The sequence below is a fragment of the Saccharospirillaceae bacterium genome (assembly GCA_022448365.1).
GTDB lineage: Bacteria > Pseudomonadota > Gammaproteobacteria > Pseudomonadales > Oceanobacteraceae > Bacterioplanoides.
Window position 1 is genome coordinate 22,937 of the sequence record JAKVCS010000007.1, and the last position, 21,373, is coordinate 44,309.

The following is a 21,373-nucleotide window of genomic DNA, read 5'->3' on the forward strand; positions in this document are numbered from 1 at the left end:
TGAGGCAAGCACTATGACCTTCACCGCGGAACAACAATCGCGCATTATTGAGATGGCCTGGGAAGACAGAACGCCGTTTGAAGCCATCGAACTGCAGTTTGGTCTTAACGAATCACAAGTGATTAAACTGATGCGCAGAGAAATGAAAGCCAGCAGTTTTAAGATGTGGCGAAAACGTGTTTCAGGACGCACCACCAAACATTTGCAACTACGCAGTCCGGATGTCAGCCGAGCCTACTGCTCCACTCAATACAAGCCCAGATAACACATCCGGGCACTTAATTCCGCTCTCTTACCGCTGATTATTGCACCTCAGGCATAGTGTTTTGCCCGGTAACACTCACCGAAAGCTCCGGCAACAGACTACACTCTGCGCCTGCTTAATCAGAATCGCAGCGCTGAGTGCGAATACCGAGCGATAACAGCCAAGACCATTTGGCTGCCCGCCCCGTTAGTGACAACACAACCAGGAATGTATCCCGAATAACCAGCAGTATCCGGTTTCTTCAGATTGGGAGATTTTCTGACGCACCCCACAAGCGGTTCAGTTCGTCCCGAATGCCTTGCATACATACACGTCAGGAAACAATTTATGATTACCGTACACCATCTGAATCAATCACGCTCCAAACGAGTCCTGTGGTTACTGGAGGAGTTACAACTGCCCTACCAGGTTGTAAAACATCAACGCGACACAGAAACACACCTGGCACCAGAGAGCCTTAAAGCCATTCATCCACTGGCTAAGGCTCCGGTTATTCATACGGGTGAGTTCTTACTAAGTGAGTCAGGTGCCATCGTTGAATACATCCTCGACCAGGATGAGCAGAATCGCTTGCGCCCAGCACGCGGTACCGAAGCGTATTATCGTTTTCAAGAGTGGATGCATTTCGCGGAGGGTTCTCTGAGCTTACCAGTAATCACCAACCTGTTTATGAACATGGAAGAACGCTCAGGCCAACAAGCCATGGACCATTACATCGGTAAAGAAATTGAACTCGACTTCAGCTTTATTGAAAACACACTGTCGAAGCAAGCTTACTTTGCCGGAGACGAATTCAGTGCAGCCGACATTATGATGACCTTTATGCTGGAAACAGTCGCTGCTAACGGTATTTTGGATAATCGCCCGAATACTCAAAAATACCTGCAAACCGTGCAGCAACGTGAGGCTTATCTTAAAGCCAGTGAACAAGGCTGATTCCATAGAGCTTCCACACAAGACGCTGATCACGTTGGTTATCAGCGGCTTTTTTATGTCTCTTGGTTGACCATAACGACCCATTTCTCCCATGCAGAGAAACACTGCCATTACAACCAGTATGATTCGGGAAAAGGCCTGATAGCAGGCACGCTTTGCTTTCAGGCTTGTCCGTATTTCTCTCTGATGATATTTTAAACACTAAAGAAATCAGTGGCTTACGGGCGGTGGTTTACAAGATAGTAGGCATACCGCAGCCGAAATAGTGTGCGCGCACGCTTTTCTGGAAGGGAATAGTCTTGCTAAGGAAGGTTTCTATATGAAATCAAATAGTTACACGACCAAGCTCGAAAGAGTCTCGCCAGAATATCAGGCACGCACACGAATAAACTGTTATGCAGAAATTAAAATCAAGAAAGGATATCTATATGAATGATTTAACGAATACGGTTACGACGCTGGGCAAGCCATACACTATCACTAAATCAAGGCTGGCCGCCATCACGAAAGTATTTGATGATAAATACATTTGTGATCTTGGTTCATTGCGTGAAATATTTGACCATATTGCAGAGAAGCTTGCACCACTATCACCAAAAAAAGATCCTGAATTTTCATTTCTAATATCTTACGCAGACAAAACACATCAAGACGGGGTAGTGGATGATCTAAATAATCTGAATCAAATCCCAACTGGAAAACAAACAGATCGAGTGGTTATGAGGTGGTCTGTTGTGCATGATGTGAATGGAGAAGATAATGATCTTTCTATAACAATTCGGATTTCAAATCCTATAAACCCTTTAGTGTTCCTCCAGGCTGCTTTGTCAAAGTCTCCGAATGAAATTGATAATGTGGAATTTGAGATGGGGTCAACTTGCGTGACAGTTGATGGAGCAGGCCAGTCTTATGCTGATGAAGTTTTCCTTAGGATTCAAAATTGGATTAATGCAAGGAATAAGCCCCATGCATTTATATCGGTAGGGTCAATCTATAAAAATTATGAGTGGTATATTGATAGGTTTAATGGCTCAGTTCTTCCTCTATTAGCAGTGTGTGTTGGCTCTATATATGCTTCAATGAATTTTGACTTAAAAGATCAGTTAGCTGCTACGCCAATTCTAATAGGTATATTCTTTGTTTTGCAGAGTATAGCAAGTAAAGTAAATACCGAAATGGCAGAGTGGGCAGCCAAGTCAAAGCATATAGGGCTTTTTCAGCTAACTAATGGTGATGTTGATGCAGTAACAAAAATGGCGGCTAAATCGAAGAATGGCGCTATTAAGCTTATAGGTACTGCAGCTGTGTCGTTTATATTAAATCTTTCAGCTGGTGTAGCGTGCTGGTGGTTGTTAAGTGCATAACAAAGCAAGTCAATCTGACAGCTTACCCTCCATTTGTGTTTGTGCGAGAAAATCTTCGCACAAACACAAATTCCGTTCCAGCTGCAGTTGCTTGCGCCGTTATGCATAGAAAATTATGAAGTACGCCATCATTTTATTACTGCTGATTTTTCAATCGGAGTCATCTCTTGGAATAGAGTTGCCTGCTAATGCGGAACTCGATTACACGGGGAAAAGATGGAAGTGTGTAAGAGGGTACCAAAAAAGTGGAAATAAATGTGTAAAGGTTGTGATCCCAAAAAACGCCGAATTAGATTACACAGGTAGTCGCTGGAAATGCTCTAGAGGGTATTACAAGTCAGGCAGTCAATGCTTGCAGGTATCAATTCCACCAAATGCAGAATTAGACTATACGGGAAGCCGTTGGAAGTGCAGCCGTGGCTACTATAAATCTGGGAGTAAATGCTTAACAGTAAATATCCCGAAAAACGCGGAGCTAGATTACACGGGAAGTAAATGGAAATGCAGTCGGGGATATTACAAATCTGGTAATCAGTGTTTGTCAGTTTCTATACCTAAAAATGCGGAACTCGATTATACCGGAGGCCGCTGGAAATGCAGTCGAGGCTTTTATAAATCAGGGAACGAATGCTATGCAGTTAAAATTCCAAAAAACGCGGAGCTAGATTACACAGGTAGTAGATGGAAGTGCAGCCGAGGATTCATGAAATCTGGAGGTGGCTGCATTGCTTTCTCTGTTCCTAAGAATGCCTCAATTGATGCCACTGGAAACAGCTGGCGCTGCAACCTTAATTTCAAGAAGCAAAGTAACGGTTGTGTCCCGATGACGCAAAAAGAAATTGAATACCAAAACTACCTCATCATGGTGGCAAGAGCCTGTGGGAAAAGTTATAACTATGACGTATCCGGATACTGTGGAGGTGAATACGTCTATGGCAACGTTGACGCCTGCTCAAACAGCAAAGATGTAACAGGGTATGTTACTTTCGACAATGGCGCAGAAATGGATTTCGATGGGGAGTGGGTTAGTAAAGGTGAAATCGAAGGCACAGATGGTTTCGGCAACAGTTGTGACCTAGAGGTAGATTAATGCATGACAAGCGCATGTTGTCGGACTGGTTTTCCGCTGCGCTACAAACCAGCCGCAAATGCGGGCGTTATGCCTCATAAATTAATTAGCATCGATCATGAAGATAGAAGATAGAGTTCTGGATAGAGTCGATTCGGTAGGGTTTGAGAATCTATCAGATCCAGAAAAGACTTATTGGCTTATTTGGCTTCTTGAGGCTGATGCCAATAATGGCGGCTTAGAAAAGTTCTTTGAATCTGATGATAATAAAGCTCAATTAACATATCAGGCATTATTAAGTCTTAAAGCCAATGAAATGGCTAAAATCTTCCTTAATGCTAAAAATCTCTATGAGAACGATGAAAACTCAATATTCACTGAAGAAATGAGGACTCTTTCCAATAAATTTACCGACTATCCTGATCCACTTGGCCAACTAATAGCTAACTATGTTCAAGAAAATGGAGCAGAGTTCTATGGACCAAAAAACGAAATGGAAATGTGGACTTCTAAAAAAGCAAAAGGACAAAACGTTCCTCGTTTCGTGACAAAAGAGATTGACTATAAAGCAGAAGCCATCGAGGATGAGAAGTATTCAAGCCGTAACTGTCCAGAGTGTTCTCAGACAGTCCCGGATTATAGAAAAAGCTGCAAAAAATGTGGGTTTCCAGTTGGTAGGCTCAAGGCATAACAAGTTGCTGCATCGGACTGTGATCCTCCCCCGCTTTAACGGACACCAAAGTCAAACTGACGAGGTGTCCAATGCCCAAATATATTCAGCCAAGGAAGACTTGGCAGTATTCAAATGAGTTCAAAGTTAAAGCTGTCCAGCTAAGCTTAATTGAAGGAATTCAGGTTCAGGAAGTAGCCAATACTCTCGACATACATCCGTTTATGCTGTCACGATGGCGAAAAGAATACCGTGAAGGAAAGATCGTGGCAGATAAACGGAAGAAGTTAACCGAAGCAACCAGCAAGCAAGAGAAGGAAATCTCAAAGATTAAGAAGCTTGAAGCAGAGAATGAGCTGCAGATGAGCCACCCAAATTATTCGAACCTCTGCCAGATATTGAAAATAGTGATTCCTTATATCTACATGATATGGCTGTTGGTTCGCGCTCAAAAGGACAAGGTTTAGGCCGATCAATGATGGCAGAACTACTAAAAGTGGCTGCACTGAAAGGTGTTAAGAGAATAACACTGGTTGCTGTTCAGGGCTCAGATAGCTTTTGGTCATTACTGGGCTTCAAGGCAATTACGGGAACGCATATATGCCCAAGCTATGGCAAAAACGCAGTTTTAATGGAAAAGCGATTGGCATAACACACGACTGTCCCTGGTGCGAAAAATAGCTCTGAGAAATGGATAAAAAAAGCCCGGGATCGTCATGATCGCCGGGCTTTTTATTGCCCACGGTTCTTACACTAACAGCGTGTGGGCCGGGCGGTTAAGCCCGTAGGGTGCTGCTGTTAATTTGTTTAACCAATGCCTCTCATCAGGCTCCATCAAATTCTGACTCAGTTACGAATCAGGTAATCAAATGCTCCCAGTGCCGCAGTGGCACCTGCGCCCATGGAGATGATAATTTGCTTGTACGGCACGGTAGTACAGTCACCGGCGGCAAATACGCCAGGTACATTAGTTTGGCCGTGTTCATCAATTACGACTTCGCCCCGTTCGGATAAGTTCAGCGAACCTTTCAGGAATTCAGTATTCGGTACTAAACCGATCTGAACAAAAATACCGGCCAGCTCCAGCGTCTTTTCTTCGCCTGTTGAACGGTCCTGGTATTTCAGCCCGGTTACGCGCTCGCCATCGCCAATCACTTCAGTGGTCATGGCCTCTTTAATAATGGTGACGTTTGGCAGCGATTCGGCTTTTTTCACCAGTACCGCATCAGCACGCAAGGTGTCTGCAAATTCCAGTACCGTTACGTGTTCCACGATACCCGCCAAATCTATCGCCGCTTCGATGCCGGAGTTACCCCCACCGATCACAGCGGTCTTTTTGCCTTTGAACAGCGGGCCGTCACAGTGTGGGCAGTACGCCACACCTTTGGCTTTGTATTCCTGCTCACCCGGTACGTTCATTTCTCTCCAGCGTGCACCGGTGGCCATAATCACGGTTTTACCGCTGACCACTGCGCCATTGGCCAATTCGACCTCGGTTAAACCAGAATCCGTCTTGCGGACACCCACCGCTTGCTGGGCTTTCATCACGTCCACGTCGTATTCTTTAACGTGTTCTTCCAGATGGGCCACCAGCTTCGGACCTTCGGTGTACGGTACCGAAATAAAGTTTTCGATTCCCACGGTGTCTGCAACCTGACCGCCAAAACGATCGGCCACAATACCGGTACGAATGCCTTTACGCGCGGCGTAAATCGCGGCTGATGCGCCCGCCGGGCCTCCGCCAACAACCAATACATCAAACGGATCTTTATCAGCGACGGCCGCAGCGGCTTTGGCATCAGCGTCGTCATCCACTTTATTCAGAATTTCCGCCAGCGTTTGTTTACCGTTCGCCAATGGCTCACCGTTTAAGTACAGCGACGGTACCGCCATGATGTTTTTGTCGGTCACTTCCTGCTGGAACACACCACCGTCGATCATGGTGGCGGTCACGTTTGGATTCAGTGCTGCGATTAAGTTCACCGCCTGAACCACGTCCGGGCAGTTATGGCACGACAGCGATACGTACACTTCGAAGTTCAGCTCGCGAGTCAGGCTTTTCGCCTGATCCTGTAGTGCCTGATCTTCTTTCGATGGGTGGCTGCCCGCTTGTAACAGTGCCAGTACCAGAGAAGTAAATTCGTGGCCCAGCGGTACACCGGCAAACGTAACGCGTGCTGGCTGACCCGCCTTCGCGACCGTCATCACTGGCGAGCGGCCGTTGATTTCGTCTTCGGTCACAGAAACCGAGATATCTTTGTGTAATTCAGCGATTTCGCGCGCTAATTCTTCTAACTCACGTGCTTTATCAGAACCGTTAACCGATACCTGAAGCTCAATCGGATTACGCAGATTAGCCAGGTAAGCGCCCAGTTGTTGTTTCATAGTTACGTCAAGCATGACGAGCTCCTTGTGTTGTTTGTTTCAGCGCGTCTGAGGTCGTTGATGTATGTATGGACTCAGTGATGTGCACTGCTTAATTCAAAGTACGAAGTTATAGTAGCGAGCTGCTTTGAATTATTTAAATCAATCTTTTTAAATACATTGATAGCTATTTACTAACGAAGGGTCATTAAGAAAGTTAATTGACCAAATCCCTTGCCTCGATACCAGCCAAACAACAGCTTTATTTTACCAACCGCATTTGTGCTACTTCACTCGCTACATCCCTGTAGCTCACCCTGCGGGCAGCTTCGCTGTGCAAAATGTGCATCCTGCATTTTGTCCATGTAGCTAAATGCTTCCGCTACATCCTGTGGCTGCTCATAAAACAAAGCTTTTGCTCGGCTTACAGATACAAAAAAGCTCCGCTGTTATAGCGGAGCTTTTTTGTATCTGTGCCAGAACTTCGACTTAAGCTGTTCTGGCACAGCATGTGAGATGAAGGACAAGGCGTGATTTAAGCGAGAGCCCGAGACATACCAAATTGGTAGGCGACGGGCCGAGCGAAAATCACAACACAGTCGTTCGCTCATAGGCAAAGCCAGAATTAGATCTTGCCAACTAAGTCCAGAGAAGGAGCCAGAGTCTCTTCGCCTTCTTTCCACTTAGCCGGGCATACTTCACCTGGGTTGTTGCGAACGTACTGAGCCGCTTTCACCTTACGCATCAGGTCGTCTGCATCACGGCCAATGCCTTCTGCAGTGATTTCCATCGCCTGGATAACGCCATCCGGATCGATCAGGAAAGTAGCACGGTCTGCCAGGCCCTGGCCTTCACGCATTACACCGAAGTTGTTGGTGATGCTGCCGTTTTGGTCGCCCAGCATGTAGTAGTTGATCTTGCCGATGGTGTCAGAAGCATCGTGCCATGCTTTGTGAGTGAAGTGAGTGTCAGTCGATACTGAGTACACTTCTACGCCCAGCTTTTGCAGCTCTTCGTACTTGTCAGCTACGTCGCCCAGTTCAGTAGGACATACGAAGGTGAAGTCAGCTGGGTAGAAGAAGAATACTGCCCACTTACCTTTCACATCGGCTTCAGTAACGTCTACGAATTCGCCTTGTTTGAAGGCCGTTGCGCTGAATGGTTTGATTTCAGTGTTGATCATGGTTTTGCTCCATTAAGTGAATCATTTGCCCGAAGGCCTGATAAGTAAAAACATAAGTAATAAGAACAGGATCTATAGTAGGGAGCGGCGGGCGATTCGTTAAATTGATCTTTTCAAAGAGGGTGATTAGGATTCTTAATCGTTGATTGAGGGAGGCTATCAACCTAAGTGACAGCAATAGCTATTGGCATTTACCAGCTTCTCGAACTCTCTAGCAGTCTTTCAAAGAACTCTTCGCTAAGCAATATGTTTCCCAAGTACAGGCCATCCTCACCGGAGTAATCCCACACGGAGTAAAGTATAAGATGGTAATTCGACTTAACCTTGCGTATCAGCATCCAGTTTCCCAGGGAATCATGGTGTAAATCCCGGCCACAGAAATAAAACCACTCACTGTTTAACTCGGTGCATTCCAAAGTATTTAAAAATTGAATTCTCTCCAGGTGATCGGTTGTTCCAGTGTATTCAGGAATATCAGACGTAATATTTTTAACAGGAATTGAGTCTGTTACCTTCACAACTGACCAGAATCCGTTTTTTTCTTGTCGTTCCTTCACCACCTCTAAGCAAATAAATGATGAACGTTCGATTTCTTCCGGATGTTCTTCCCAGCCATTAAAAAATGACAACGCCGGCTCAAAAAGAACCCAGAATGTAGTCGGGTACGCTTTCCTCAGAGAGTTCTCAGAGTAGACAAATCTGGATTCGCCTTTGACTGGCATTGTGTCTGATCGTTGCCAATCATTACCTTCATGAAGCTTCTGAAAATCACTAAAGTCGGACCATTGAGGTGTTTCATCATCGTACCCTGAGAGCACAAAACCAGATATCATAATTAAGCCAAGAGCAATTTTTCAGATAACAAATTCTAGTGCTACTCGCATATAGATACCTTCACACAGTTCAAAGATATCTATGGGTTCGGGAAAATTGACTAACACGTCTACGTACTTTATCAACCGTAGAATTCGTGTTCTATACCTAGCCTTCCTCCCTCGATTTTTATAAGCAAAGCCTTTCGAACTGCAGAGCAATCCTGATATTTGCACATAAAGATAAACTGAGGGCAATCATCGTCTCCTGTTTCCATAATTTCTATATCTGAAACCTTCGACCAGTCATGCTCCGGTTCAGAGCCAGCCGAGCAAGGAACGTAGAATAAAGAACTATTTGACCAATATTTATTATGTATTTCCCTTTTGGCAGGCAAATACTTAAAACTGTCTTCCTGCTGTTCTTTCTCTAAATTTCTGTTATTGAGGATCATTTCAGACTCAAGTTTTTCAATTTTAAAAATCTCTGAAAAGTACTCATAAACAAACGCTGTAATAAAGCTGTATCTTCTACTATGAATCTCGGCTATGTTTGATAACCGATCAACCAGTTGCAGTGCTTCCTTTACTTCCATTTTGATTCTCACCTACTCATTAACTGAAGCTATTATAAATTTATTCTCAAAGGAATGGGGGGGGGAGATCGCCCTCACAAATCCATCAACGATTTAAACGAATGACTTGTAAAATCACCCCAAATACCTTTGCTGCAAATGTGCTTTAAAGTGCTTGGCGTTCAGCACATCACCCGTTGCCTGCTTCACCAGCTCATCCGTGGTTAACAAGCTGCCTTTGCGCCACAGATTTTCCTGTAACCAACTAAAGATCGGCGTCAGATCGGCCGAACGAATCGCTGCTTCGACATCAACGGTTTCACGCATACTGGCCATAAATTGTGCGGCATACATGGCCCCCAGGGTGTAACTCGGGAAGTAACCAAAAGCACCGTCGGTCCAATGAATATCCTGCATACAGCCATCGCGGAAATTACCCGCTGTGCTTAAACCTAAATAATGCTGCATCTTGACTTCCCATAATTCCGGAACGTCTTTATGAGAGATCACACCATTAATTAAATCGCGCTCAATTTCATAGCGCAGAATCACGTGAGCTGGATAGGTTAATTCATCGGCATCGACACGAATAAAGTCCTTTTTCACCCGGGTATAAATTTTCTGCAGATTATCGATTTCAAAAACGGAACCCTGTTTTCCTGTAGAATGAGGCCCTGTGAAATGCTGGCCACATAACTTCGCTAAGTGTTCGATAAAGGCCGGACTGCGACCTAACTGCATTTCAAAAAATAACGACTGGGATTCATGAATACCCATCGAGCGTGCTTCACCCGCTGCGGTACCTGCCAGATGCTTTGGCAAGCCCTGCTCGTAACGGGCATGGCCGGTTTCATGCACTATGCCCATTAATGATTGAACAAACTCATCCTGGCTGTAACGCGTGGTAATACGCACATCACTCGGCACACCACCACAAAACGGATGCACACTTTCATCCAGACGACCGTGGTTAAAATCGAACTGCAGCAGCTTCATCACATCGAGGCCCAGCGCTTTTTGCTGTTCGGTTGGATAGTGGCCACTTGGTGCTATAAAGAATTCTGACGCTTGCTTTTCAATCGCCTGATCAATCATGTCAGGCAACCAGCTTTTCACATCGTCGAAGACGATATCCAGTGATGCACTGCTGGTACCCGGCTCGTAGATCTCCAACATCGCATCGTAACGAGAAAGGCCTGTAGCATCAGAGCGAATCTGCGCTTCCTCCTGAGATAACTTAACCACTTCAGCCCAGTTCTTTTCGAAACCCACCCAATCATTTTCTTTACGCTGGGTGCGCCAGGCGTGCTCACACTTAGAGCCTGCCAGTGATTGTGCTTCCACCAAAGCTTCCGGCAGAACGTTAGCCTGCTGCCAGCTGCGTTTCATTTCCCGCAGGGTGGCTTGTTGCTCAGCAGTTAACGCTTCATTTTCAGCGTCGTTAAACCACTCTTCCAGCTGAGGCTGAGTTTGCAAACCGTGAATATGCACCGACAATTCCGCCATGGCCTCAGAGCGTGCTGCGGCGCCACCGGCCGGCATCATCGATGCCTGATCCCAACCACAAATCGAAGACAGGTGGCTGAAGTTAGAGACTTTCCTGGAGTGTTTAACGAGTTTTTCGAAAGCAGACATTTAATTAATTCCTTATTGCCCAACAAAACCCTCAGGCAAACTCTCCACCTGCAAAGTCCGCGTGGGGAAGGCACAATCGGCATCGTGCTGATGAATAATATCGAGGATTTCCAGCAACACTTTTTGTTTTACCTCGTGGTACTCAACCCAGTTGGTGGTTTTAGTGAAGGTATAAACAAAGAAGTCGAGGCTGGAAGCACCAAAGCTATTGAAGTTCACAATCAGCGTCTGGTTAGTATCGATATCCGGATGATTGCGCAGCATGGTTTTTACCGCTTCAATCAGCTGCGGTAATTTTTTCGAATCCTGATAACGCACACCAATGGTTTCGTAGATCCGGCGATTCAACATACGCGATGGGTTTTCCACCGAGATATTGGTAAATACCGAATTCGGTACATACAGCGGACGTTTATCAAAGGTGCGAATCAGGGTGACGCGAAACCCAATCTTTTCCACCGTACCTTCAATGGCGCGATCCGGTGAACGAATCCAGTCACCAACCTTAAACGGGCGATCCAGGTAAACGATGATAGATCCGAAGAAGTTTGCCAGCAGGTCTTTGGCGGCCATACCCACCACTAAACCGCCCACACCACCGAAGGCAAGAATGCCGGAAATAGAAATGCCCAGTAACTGGAAGACGGGCAGCACAATCAGTACCGTCACCGTCAGCTTGGCAACCTTGCCCACCAGTTGCACCGTGGTTGGATCGGAACCTTTGTCGATCTGGCGATCTTCAACCCGGTTAATTAAACGCCAGATCGCCCAGGCCACCAGAATCACCAGCGCCAACTGGCGCACAACCGGAATGCTGGTTGCTACTTCCGACGAGAAATGACGCGCCGAAATATCCGCCACCCAGGTCATACCAATGGCGAAGATAATCCAGTTGATCGGTATACCAACGGATTCGATAACAACGTCGTCCCATCGGTTTTTGGTTTTCTCCGCCAGCAACAAAATGCGTTTGCGCGCCACACGCCAGAACAGCCCGGCAAATAACGTAATGCCCAGGGCAATCGAGACATCCCAGAACCAATCGTAGTTTTGCGAGAGCAGATCATTCCACCAGTCGAATTGCACATCCATCTCCTGTTAGCTGAATACTGTTATTTCTGAATTAGTGTGTGTGCCGCTTGCGCCGCAACGGCATGACGTAGCTGCGCCATATATTCACTTTCGGTTTGCCAGTAGTGCCAGTACAAAGGCACATCAATCACGGTTTTGGGTGCCACGTTAATCAGCTCACCCGACTGCAGATAATCGCGCACCTGTATTTCCGGCATCATACCAAAGCCCAGCCCCGCGCGGGCCATTTCGACAAAGCCACGACTCGAAGGTACCCGCTGAAAACGACTGGGAGCGGCCAGCTTCAGCTTATTTAAAAACTGGTGCTGCAGCTGATCGTCTCCACTGAATAACAAACACGGTGCCTGTTGCAACCACTGATGACTGCTCGAATGACTCCGATAACGGCTTACAAAGTCCGGACTGGCTAACGCCAGGTATCGTAACGTACCCAGCCTTTGCGCCATACCGCCGTTAACTGGCTTCGCGCTTTCACAGATACAGGCCATTACTTCGCCGTTTTTCATGCGCTGCAGGCCTACCCGCTGATCTTCAATCACCAGATCAAAGTTCATGCGCTTGCTCGACTCACACGCTGACAGTGCCGGTGCCAGCCAGGTATCAATCGAATCCGCGTTCACAGCCAAACGGATATTCAGCTCCTCCGCCTCTTCATCCTGAAATAACACACCCTGCTCAAGCTGCTTAACCTGTTGCAGATGATTACTCAAACGCTGTCCCAGGTCCGTCAGTCGCGGCGGCGAAGTGCGCAATAACACCGGCTGACCTAATTTAAACTCCAGCTGGCGAATGCGCTGACTAACCGCTGATTGCGAGATATTCAGTACACGCGCGGCGCGTTCAAAACCAGCATGCTCTATCACCGCCGCCAAGGCTTCCAATGCACGATAATCAATCATTAGTTTTACTTATGCCCAATAAGATTAATGAGTTGGACTAATAATAGTTCCGGCCGTAAGGTTCCTGCAAATTCCGCTGCGACAGCCCTCACCCAATTGCGACTCAGGAGACGTTTGTGCCCGCTCAAATTATCGAAATTGTTACCACCATCAGTACCGGCTTAATGGTGAGTTTTGGTCTGATTGTAGCGATTGGTGCACAAAACGCCTGGGTGCTGAACAAAAGCCTGCAAGGTGAACACCCATGGGTGATTACCACGGTGTGTTTTATGTTAGACGCCATCCTCATTACAATTGGTGTTTACAGCATCAGCACCATCCAGAAGTGGATGCCACCGCTGATACCGGCCATTACTCTGATGGGCATTGCATTATTGGTATGGCTCAGTGCACAGGCGTTTTATCGCGCTTGGCAAGGTGGCGGTAGTCTGGTCACTGAAGCTGGTGCAAAGGTTGGTAATCCGTGGCGCAGTGTTGGTCAGGCGCTCGCAATCAGCCTGCTAAATCCCCACGTTTACCTCGATACCATTGTGTTAATTGGCAGTGTCGGCGCCCAACAAGCCTACCCGGGTTGGTTTATTGTGGGCGCGGGCAGTGCTTCTGCAATCTGGTTTTATAGCCTGGCAGTAGGGGCAAAATATTTGCGCCCAAAGCTGAGCGAACCCCATCACTGGCAGTTGCTCGATGCACTGACAGGCTCCTGCTTATTACTGGTGGCTGTTTTGTTAGTACAAAAACTCTAATCTCATGACTGATGGGTAAAAGAAGAAAATACCGTTGCTAACACTGATGCGACTCTGCCGGCCATACATTCTCTTAACTTATCGGATCACAGCGACTATGCTGAGGGGAGACACTTCCGGGAGAAACTGATGAAACTTTTATCTCTGGTCAGCGCAACCTTGGCTGTTGCTGCCAACAACCTGTTGGCTGAAGAAAATTACGTGCCTTCCACCTCTGCGGGCTCCCTTGCTGTTACCTATTTTGATGAAGCAGCCATCAACAACCTTGACGGCCCGGGGGATGATCCGAAAGCCACTCAGTTGGATACCCATCTGAAACTGCCCTTAGGCACCAAGGGCAGTATTGATAACGGTTTGTTCCTGTTCCAATTCACTCTGCGTGAACGTGAATTCCGTATCGAGAACGCAGACAGCAATAGCAAACAGCGTCTGTATGATATTGCGTTTCCGGTCAGCTACATCATCAAAAATGATAATGCGTCACGCTGGATTTTTAACCTGACACCGGGGGTCAAATCGTCGCTGGAGTATTTCGGCACTGATGATTTATCCGCCAACGCTGTTGCTCAGTACAACAGCAGCAACAAAGGCCATGGCTACAACTTGGGGATCGTTTACACACACAGTTTTGGTGAAGGAAAATTTGTGCCGCTGGCCAATTATCAATACAACAGCGGAAAAACCTTAAAAGCCATCGTCGGCTTCCCTTTTTCGCGCTTGAGTTATGCGCCCAGCCGAAAGCAGCACTACTTTGCCAAACTGACACCAGAAGGTGGCAGCTGGCACGTGTACAACAACGGCAAAGAAGATCAAACGTTTGATTTTCAACAAAAAGGAATTCGCTTCGGCTTAGGTGCCGAATTCCACGTTGGTGGGCCGGTATGGTTGGGCGGTGAAGCCGGCGTTCAGTTTAATCAGGAACTGGAATTGGATAACGAGCAAGGCGTTAAAGATACCCTGAAGCTTGATGACAGTAGCTACATTCAACTTACTGCCAAGCTACGCTTTAACTAAAATATACAGTGCTATGACTAAACATCTGGATATTAACGGCTAAGCACATTTGTTAAGTCGTTAGTAACCTGATTTTTCGGCTCAGATAAGCAGTAAAACTGCCCCATCACAAATACCTTTCGCTCAATTCTACAGTGTTAGCGGCATTCCCTTGGCACCTTATTTTCAATGCTCAAGCTGCACTATGACGTTAAAAAATTGCGGATACCAGATATTACAAGAACACCTGTGGTCATTGAATTTACAAGTCATAACGCGCCAATACTACTGTTTATCGACGAATCTTTGCGTTGTGGCTAACAGAGTATTGCGTATATAGATAGCCTGCGCTATAAGCACTGCGCTCATTATTTATGGACGAGCGTATTCTGACCTAAAATTGTAAAGGATCACTATAATGATCAAAAAATTGATTGCTGCATCTGCAATTGTCGCCTTAGCTGGCTGCTCTACTGTTACGATTCATCCCAAATCTGCAGCTAAGCTATCTTCTAATCCAACATTCGAAGAAAGCCAGACTTTCTACCTGTGGGGTCTTGTTGGAGAAAACCGCATCAACGTTTCTGAAATTTGTGGAAGTAAGGGTCCACTTCAAATGCAAACTCAACAAACGTTCGTTGATGGACTGTTGGGCGGAATTACTTTGGGGATTTATGCTCCTCATACAGCCAAAGTTTGGTGCAAATAAGATAGTTTAAGGATGAAAATGATGAAAAAAGTAATTTTAGCTACTGCCTTGCTGCTAATGGCTGGCTGTTCAACGATTCACTTCGATCGTAATCCAGAGCCACAAGCAACGCCTTTTCAGACTGAAGAATGGCATCATAATGCGATTCTGGCACTGGTTGAGGTTTCCGACCCCGTAAATCTGGAAGACAAGTGCGAAGGCAACAAAGAGTGGACCTCTGTAAAAACAGAACTGACCTTTGTAAACGGTCTGGTTAGCGGTTTAGTGAATATCTTCTTCCCACTGTGGTATCCGAAAACCGTAGAAGTTAGCTGTAAGTAATTACACTGATTCTACTCGGCTCTGGAGCGCCATTGCTCCAGGTCGAGGCGGATTTCTTTAATCCGTTCCTTCGCCTGCTCAGGCAGTTTCCAGGGCAGGTCGATGGTACGCCGCTCCAGAATTACCTCAGGCTGCAGATTTTCAGGCAGTACTTTCAGTCCTTCGTGATTAATAATGTCATGCCCTATCGTAGCGTAGCGCTTAGGCAATTGCTCCACACGACAAACCGCCTGATGGTTCATAACTTTCTGTAATAATTGTGCGGTTCGAAAGGCTGAACAATTCACCGCTTCGTTCCAGCCACTATCGATATAACCATCGAAATCAAATGGGTTATTCACAACCCAGCGTCGGTTTTCACAGCGAATATAAGGAATGACAGTCTGTTGATTAAGCGGATCGGGCTGATTCGCCAGAATCCGGTTCCAAAAGCGAAGACCGTTAAAGTTGGCAGTTAAATCAGCGTAAGAAAATACGCCGGTTGTTTGCGCGCCGTAATACAAAGACTCAGACCAATCACCGAATAAAAAACCAAACTCTGTGCCTTCTCGCAAACGATTGGTCACCTCAAAATAACTATGACCCTCGGTAAAAAAATGGCCCAGCTTATCACTGCCAATTTCAACGCCATTCACCTTAATAACCGCTGCGATTCGTTCACTCAGCACCAACGTCGGCGCTTCTTTCGGCAGGTAATCCTGATAAATTGAATCTGAAAAAGAGACTCTGCGTCTATCAACCTGTGGCGATTGCTCAGCAAAACTCTCAAGCTGGCCAACCAGTGGTCGTGCCAATTGATACTGCAGCTGACCATATAGTCGATTGATATCGCACTGCGGTCTTTTTATATGATGGATTTTCTTATGCTGCAGTGGCCGGGGAAAAGCCGAGTTGGCTTTATCAACCGCCAACCGCATACGACGATTGACTTCCTGGGCAATAATTTCGGAGCTGTCATCTAACCCCGTGAGCTGAGTAAACTGATCTACTTCGGCTGCATCAACTGTCGTCAGCTTCAGCACCACTAAACCAAAAGATAACCAATACTTCATAACCACCTCTTTGTAGCCCGGAAGTATAACGTGAGAAGTGATTAAATAATGTACAAAAGCGTAAAACCGTTGTAGTTAACCGTTGCCACTGCATTACTGTACTCAAATCGTGCCGTTTTTCCTGGCTACAATAAATACAGACTCGTAACTGGTCTGCCACTCGCGTTCAATGCTGAAACCTGATTTCCGCAATTTTTCAATTAACTGCTGTCGGGTAAAACGACTGACATAAGGTGCCAGACCCAGCCGTTGCATAGCAGAGATTAACCAACGAAACACGATATTCACTTCCCCAATTAACGAAGTGCTGGAAACAAATACGCCATCGGTTTTTAACAGCTGATGGACCCGGTCGATGGCCTCATCGACATCTTCCAAAAGATGTAAAACATTCAGCCCCAGCACCATATCAAAACTGCCGTCAGCGTTGTGAAGCTGATCTAACGTACCCTGCTGAAAACGGATATTTTCTACATTCGCGTCTTTAGCCCGTTGTTCAGCAATCGCAATCATATTGCCTGAGATATCGGTCGCGACAATCTGTTTTACATAAGGAGCATGAAGCACAGCCGTACCACCAGTACCGCAACCAAACTCCAAAACCTGGCTTTGTGGTGTTAAATACTCGCGTGTAATGTCTAACTTCTTCTGGTAGGTCGCCTGGTCCTTGATTGGGCTTTTAACGTACTTCTCAGCACTGTCATCCCAGAACTTTTTTGAATCTTTCATATTTCTATCACTCGAATTCGCTATAGCCCGGAATATCCGAGTTCAGCTGATACCAACTGGCTTTACTGGAGAATGCTGCCGAATGGGCTTTGCGGCAGGTCTGACAGTGGCAGTGCACAATTTCTTCAATGCCGTCTTTTAAGGTGTACGTCACCTTGTTACACATACAGCTGCCGGTTATCGGAGTCATGGTTAAGCCTCGTTAACATCCGGTAAATTATCAGCCACCTGTTGGTACGTTGAATACGTGGTTAGCAGGTCGACAACCTCCGGCATCGGTTCTGCCCATAACTCTGGGAGATCTGCCTCTCCTGAATTGGCGATAGCGAAAGCCAGTTTTTCGATTGGTGGGCAGAACTCAGCATTCACACCTTCCTTGTTACCTCTGGCATCGATCCGATACCAACCGTGTTTCTCAAGATAAACGGCGTTTAAACCGTGAATACAGAAAGGTGGTGCATCGGTGATGGTCAGGCGCTGATAACACAACGCGGTGGGAATATTGTTCGCCCGCAGCAATGCCGCTAACAAGTGGCTCTTGGCATAACAGTATCCGGTGCCGTGTTTCAGAACATCGGAAGCTTTGCAGGTAACCGGATTTTGCTGATAATCCCAGCTGTGGTTAATTTCATCGCGAACAAACTCAAAACAACAGCGGGCGATTTCTTCCTGGTTTGAAGCATTTGCTGCCAGTTGCTTGGCTTTAGCAAGCACTTCGGGAGCCTGCCAGTCGATGTAGATTGAGGAAGCGAGATATTGATTCATTGTTACTTATAATCATCCTTATGCCAGACACTTTGATAACGCAACTCACCGGTCGCTGATTGAAAAGACTGAGCATAAACAAGGCGAAATCCACGATTGTTATAACCGTCAGACTGTTGAGAAAAATCATTGTAGTCCTGGTTAATGTGCCAATACCAGGAGTACTTTCTACTCGGGCCATTACCGTATTTCACCCGATACTCGAAATCTCCTTTGTGCCACCGCCCTTCGACAGCCGTGATCCAGTAGCCTTTTGCAAAGAAATCGTTGTCTTCATCAAAGTTATTAAGAACCTGAAAGTAGCTGTCTAAGTCGGACTTTTTCATCCAGGATGTGAATTCTTTGTCATCAGCTTGAGCGCTGGTGATCAGGAGGAGTGAAATAGTGAGTGCGATGGCTATCTTCATGATTTCCCTTTCTTTAGTTACGGCCTTCCGGGTTAGTTAAGTTGACGCTTTCTTAGCGGGTTTTGATAAAATAAGTACCGGTTTACGAGCCCGTTGCTGCTTCTTATACGTGTCAGTGAACAAAGTACGCCTCTTTCTCCATAAACTCAAAAAACTAGCTTTGGCGTAGCGGCTGTTTAAATGCGCGAGTAATTCAACAATCGTGTTGCTGGCACTTCTTATATTTATTGGGAACGTACTTATAATGCCCGGTAATTTTATAGTCGAAAAGCATGTCTTCGAGTTCAGGGCCGCGGCCAATGTTATGCACAATCATGGGGTTACCGGTAGCAGGATTAATCCTTTCGGTGACGATACCAATGTGAGGGAGATTCCCCGGTAACATCCAGGTTACTAGGTTGCCCGGCTTATAATCTCCGGCATTTCGGGTAACTGCCAGCTCTTGGCCGTGCCGCATGAAAAACGTCTGAAGATTAGGAACTCGTCGATGGTCAATATTTTTGTCAGGATGCTTTAGACCCCATATTCGGTTTGATGGGTATTGGCTAAAGTGGGTTTTTATATCTTCATGTACTAACTGCTGCAGATCAGTGCCTAGCTTACGATATGAACGTATAACTACATCTGTGCATACACCAATTTCTTTTGGAACGTCACCCATTGGGTAGCCGATAGCTACGTATGCACCATCGTAACGAACATCATGCTTTGTTCTTTCGTGTGCAGCGCTAACAAGATCCTGCTCGAAATCTAAAGCAGCCACATTTATCGAGGCTACACCGGCTAAAATCAAAATAATTCTACGCACTCAAACTCCATTAAATATAACGTTTAAGCTAAAGGTCAGCACTTTGCGCCGTCCAATGCCTTGAGCCATTTGTTATTGATCATGGTACAAACTCAACAGTTTTCTTCTCAGAAATCAAGTTTTCCCACGCTTTAAACGTTTTGGCATGTCTTCTTGGCTGTTGTATATATCCGAGTTACACGGTTACCGATGCTGTAAGTATCTTGACGATTGAGTTTTGAAGGGTTGTGTTGCCAATCTTCATTGGACGAAGCGGTAAACTTCAGTAGCAACGGGATTAATCTCTGGTTTCGTATCATCAGAAGCCTTAACGCCCGTCTTAACAGGCGTAAAATAAGCAGGCTATAATTAGCGACGAAGGAGCGTAAGCCTGCTGTTTTGCGTCCTTGTTAAAGTTTTTTTTAGAGCTACTTAGCACATGAGTAACCTATTTAGTTTTTTTACGACAGGCTCTCTAGCTTTTTTAGTTTTAAATACTGTTGGAATATGTAGAAGAAAGCCACGCCATTTATAGTCCGAAACTTTGCGTTCATTTCCACTAATGAAGCTATGTAAATCAGTTGCTGATTCCCTATTGAATGCCCATAGCTGATGCCCTTTATGCTCAATAGAATAATATGCTTCATTAGGCCAGTCGAGGGCATGGATTTGATTAGTACCACAACTATTACACCTAACCGATCCTAAATCGAATCCGTGGCTTCTTGTTAAGTATTTTGAATGAGCCCAATTATTTGGTGAATAACCTTCAGGCAAATCAGTAATGGACTGTACAGAACCATGAAGCCCCTCAAAAAAAAAAGCTCCATGCCATTTATGGCCACAACTGTCACTTATAATGTGGTAATCAAAAAATTTGCTCTTCTGAAAGAAGGGAACATCTTTTTTAAAAGAAATTTTTACAACTTCAGCGAATTCAAATACTGCAATCCCATTGCAATTTTTGCAACGAACATCAACTTTATGTGGCATTGGGTTCCGCTCATATGTACCAGTCACCGTTGCTTCCTCGTAGCTCTAACGCCCAAAGCAGCGGCGAGTTTACGAGACCACCCGGCTTGCTGGCGATACTGGCTGGCTTTGTTAGTAGCGGCTATTAACCTTTTGCTAGTATTAGCCAACATTTATCAGCACCACCAACCAACAATTTTGCAGCTTTAGAAGCAGCTTTTTTGTGACCAAGATATACCGCTTGATACACAAGATCGCCAACTTCTGTTTTTCTTAAGTGCGGCGGAAGCTTATCGAAAATTTCGATTTTTCCATGTGCATCCTTCATTGCAGCCATCAAAACTGCATCCCGTAGTGCATACCAATCACCACCAGAATACCCAGAGTTGTAAAAATCACTCATTATTAATGCCTACTAACGCCTTGTACATGCGCTAGCGTTTTGGTAGTCCGAACGGCGAAGCCGTGTTGTTTGTGCTGCAACTTGTTATATGCCATTTTCAATTTGTTTTACATAATTAGTAAATTTTTCAGGCTCAATATCTGACACTATTAATGAAAACCTTGAATAAATAAATTGGTTATCTTGTTTTCTAAGCGGTATGAGATATGTATATCCCGACTTCAAGAAAACCGGACATACTGCTCTAGGAACGCTAGTGTCATGTCGAAGTGATACTTTCTGGCCTTCTTTAAGGTTGCCTTTAAGTACTTGAATTACCTTAGCTGTTGCACTCTCAGTTTTAGTGTATCTACTATTGTTACTTTGGTTAGTACTTGAAATTTCTACTACCAATACCTCATCGTAAGCTTCTAGTTCAGAGATGGGGTATTTTTCCGGCTCAACCCTGTTCTTACAGGCGTATGAGCCGCAAGAGAAAAGAATGAGTAGAATTGATAGATACTTAATTTTCATTTGTTTGCTCCGTGCATATAACGCCCGCAACATGCGCAGGTTGTAGTGGCGAGTTTTACTGTTAAGTTGCGAAGCAACAGTAAAACGAAACCACGGAAAACTGTCGCGCGCTTGC

At 45.6% G+C, this 21,373-nt stretch carries 25 protein-coding genes and 1 pseudogene; 10 read left to right on the plus strand and 16 right to left on the minus strand.

Translation table 11 applies throughout. The features are described 5' to 3' along the window. Positions 1-13 precede the first annotated feature (13 nt). The 6 genes and pseudogenes from MK185_16425 (at position 14) to MK185_16450 (ending at position 4,657) form a co-directional block, all read left to right on the plus strand. Positions 14-265, plus strand: a complete 252-nt coding sequence (locus MK185_16425; protein MCH2042219.1) for a TIGR03643 family protein — start codon at positions 14-16, stop codon at positions 263-265. Positions 266-592: 327 nt separating this feature from the next. Continuing rightward, positions 593-1,201: a glutathione S-transferase family protein gene (locus MK185_16430; protein ID MCH2042220.1), complete on the plus strand. Its 609-nt coding sequence runs from the start codon at positions 593-595 to the stop codon at positions 1,199-1,201. A 428-nt stretch (positions 1,202-1,629) separates the two neighbouring features. Then, a complete protein-coding gene (locus tag MK185_16435) occupies positions 1,630-2,565 on the plus strand; it encodes a hypothetical protein (GenBank protein ID MCH2042221.1) in 936 nt (311 codons plus the stop codon). Positions 2,566-2,680: 115 nt separating this feature from the next. Continuing rightward, complete coding sequence (locus MK185_16440) at positions 2,681-3,655, plus strand: hypothetical protein (protein MCH2042222.1); 975 nt, start codon at positions 2,681-2,683, stop codon at positions 3,653-3,655. A 97-nt stretch (positions 3,656-3,752) separates the two neighbouring features. Then, entirely contained in the window at positions 3,753-4,325 is a 573-nt protein-coding gene (locus tag MK185_16445; GenBank protein MCH2042223.1) for a DUF4375 domain-containing protein, read from the plus strand. Between the two features lie 71 nt (positions 4,326-4,396). Then, positions 4,397-4,657 (plus strand): annotated as a pseudogene (locus tag MK185_16450) (transposase). 493 nt (positions 4,658-5,150) lie between these two features. On the opposite strand, the gene ahpF reads toward MK185_16450, so the two are convergent. The 7 genes from ahpF to MK185_16485 form a co-directional block, all read right to left on the minus strand. After that, a complete protein-coding gene (gene ahpF, locus MK185_16455) occupies positions 5,151-6,704 on the minus strand; it encodes an alkyl hydroperoxide reductase subunit F (GenBank protein MCH2042224.1) in 1,554 nt (517 codons plus the stop codon). 589 nt (positions 6,705-7,293) lie between these two features. Next, positions 7,294-7,851 (minus strand): alkyl hydroperoxide reductase subunit C, encoded by a 558-nt coding sequence (ahpC, locus tag MK185_16460; GenBank protein MCH2042225.1) that lies wholly within the window; start codon positions 7,849-7,851, stop codon positions 7,294-7,296. A 191-nt stretch (positions 7,852-8,042) separates the two neighbouring features. After that, complete coding sequence (locus MK185_16465) at positions 8,043-8,684, minus strand: hypothetical protein (GenBank protein MCH2042226.1); 642 nt, start codon at positions 8,682-8,684, stop codon at positions 8,043-8,045. A gap of 122 nt (positions 8,685-8,806) precedes the next feature. Next, a complete protein-coding gene (locus MK185_16470; protein MCH2042227.1) occupies positions 8,807-9,259 on the minus strand; it encodes a hypothetical protein in 453 nt (150 codons plus the stop codon). Positions 9,260-9,373: 114 nt separating this feature from the next. Then, positions 9,374-10,873, minus strand: a complete 1,500-nt coding sequence (locus tag MK185_16475) for a carboxypeptidase M32 (protein ID MCH2042228.1) — start codon at positions 10,871-10,873, stop codon at positions 9,374-9,376. A 12-nt stretch (positions 10,874-10,885) separates the two neighbouring features. After that, positions 10,886-11,959, minus strand: coding sequence for a mechanosensitive ion channel family protein (locus tag MK185_16480; GenBank protein ID MCH2042229.1), 1,074 nt, complete (start codon positions 11,957-11,959; stop codon positions 10,886-10,888). 26 nt (positions 11,960-11,985) lie between these two features. Beyond that, the gene (locus MK185_16485) at positions 11,986-12,864 is read right to left on the minus strand and encodes a LysR family transcriptional regulator ArgP (GenBank protein ID MCH2042230.1); all 879 of its coding nucleotides are present in this window, start codon (positions 12,862-12,864) and stop codon (positions 11,986-11,988) included. Positions 12,865-12,980: 116 nt separating this feature from the next. On the opposite strand from MK185_16485, the gene MK185_16490 reads away from it, so the two are divergent. From MK185_16490 to MK185_16505, 4 genes are all read left to right on the plus strand, one after another. Continuing rightward, positions 12,981-13,607, plus strand: a complete 627-nt coding sequence (locus tag MK185_16490; GenBank protein ID MCH2042231.1) for a LysE family transporter — start codon at positions 12,981-12,983, stop codon at positions 13,605-13,607. Positions 13,608-13,736: 129 nt separating this feature from the next. Then, positions 13,737-14,621, plus strand: a complete 885-nt coding sequence (locus tag MK185_16495) for a DUF6268 family outer membrane beta-barrel protein (GenBank protein MCH2042232.1) — start codon at positions 13,737-13,739, stop codon at positions 14,619-14,621. 397 nt (positions 14,622-15,018) lie between these two features. Then, positions 15,019-15,309, plus strand: a complete 291-nt coding sequence (locus tag MK185_16500; GenBank protein MCH2042233.1) for a Bor family protein — start codon at positions 15,019-15,021, stop codon at positions 15,307-15,309. Positions 15,310-15,330: 21 nt separating this feature from the next. Further along, positions 15,331-15,630, plus strand: a complete 300-nt coding sequence (locus tag MK185_16505; protein MCH2042234.1) for a Bor family protein — start codon at positions 15,331-15,333, stop codon at positions 15,628-15,630. An 11-nt stretch (positions 15,631-15,641) separates the two neighbouring features. Here the strand turns inward: MK185_16505 and MK185_16510 are convergent, their stop codons facing one another. The 9 genes from MK185_16510 to MK185_16550 form a co-directional block, all read right to left on the minus strand. Continuing rightward, positions 15,642-16,682, minus strand: coding sequence for a hypothetical protein (locus tag MK185_16510; protein ID MCH2042235.1), 1,041 nt, complete (start codon positions 16,680-16,682; stop codon positions 15,642-15,644). A 102-nt stretch (positions 16,683-16,784) separates the two neighbouring features. Next, positions 16,785-17,411, minus strand: coding sequence for a class I SAM-dependent methyltransferase (locus MK185_16515; GenBank protein ID MCH2042236.1), 627 nt, complete (start codon positions 17,409-17,411; stop codon positions 16,785-16,787). 7 nt (positions 17,412-17,418) lie between these two features. Then, on the minus strand, positions 17,419-17,601 hold the full coding sequence (locus MK185_16520; protein ID MCH2042237.1) for a hypothetical protein: 183 nt from the start codon (positions 17,599-17,601) through the stop codon (positions 17,419-17,421). A 2-nt stretch (positions 17,602-17,603) separates the two neighbouring features. Beyond that, positions 17,604-18,176, minus strand: coding sequence for a transglutaminase family protein (locus MK185_16525; GenBank protein ID MCH2042238.1), 573 nt, complete (start codon positions 18,174-18,176; stop codon positions 17,604-17,606). Between the two features lie 2 nt (positions 18,177-18,178). Next, complete coding sequence (locus tag MK185_16530) at positions 18,179-18,583, minus strand: hypothetical protein (GenBank protein MCH2042239.1); 405 nt, start codon at positions 18,581-18,583, stop codon at positions 18,179-18,181. A gap of 193 nt (positions 18,584-18,776) precedes the next feature. Further along, positions 18,777-19,391 carry a DUF1287 domain-containing protein gene (locus tag MK185_16535; protein MCH2042240.1) on the minus strand — a complete coding sequence of 205 codons (615 nt, stop codon included), beginning with the start codon at positions 19,389-19,391 and terminating at the stop codon, positions 18,777-18,779. Between the two features lie 411 nt (positions 19,392-19,802). Beyond that, complete coding sequence (locus tag MK185_16540) at positions 19,803-20,390, minus strand: hypothetical protein (GenBank protein ID MCH2042241.1); 588 nt, start codon at positions 20,388-20,390, stop codon at positions 19,803-19,805. A gap of 97 nt (positions 20,391-20,487) precedes the next feature. Further along, a complete protein-coding gene (locus tag MK185_16545) occupies positions 20,488-20,745 on the minus strand; it encodes a hypothetical protein (protein ID MCH2042242.1) in 258 nt (85 codons plus the stop codon). A gap of 84 nt (positions 20,746-20,829) precedes the next feature. Continuing rightward, a complete protein-coding gene (locus tag MK185_16550) occupies positions 20,830-21,258 on the minus strand; it encodes a hypothetical protein (protein MCH2042243.1) in 429 nt (142 codons plus the stop codon). Positions 21,259-21,373: the final 115 nt, after the last annotated feature.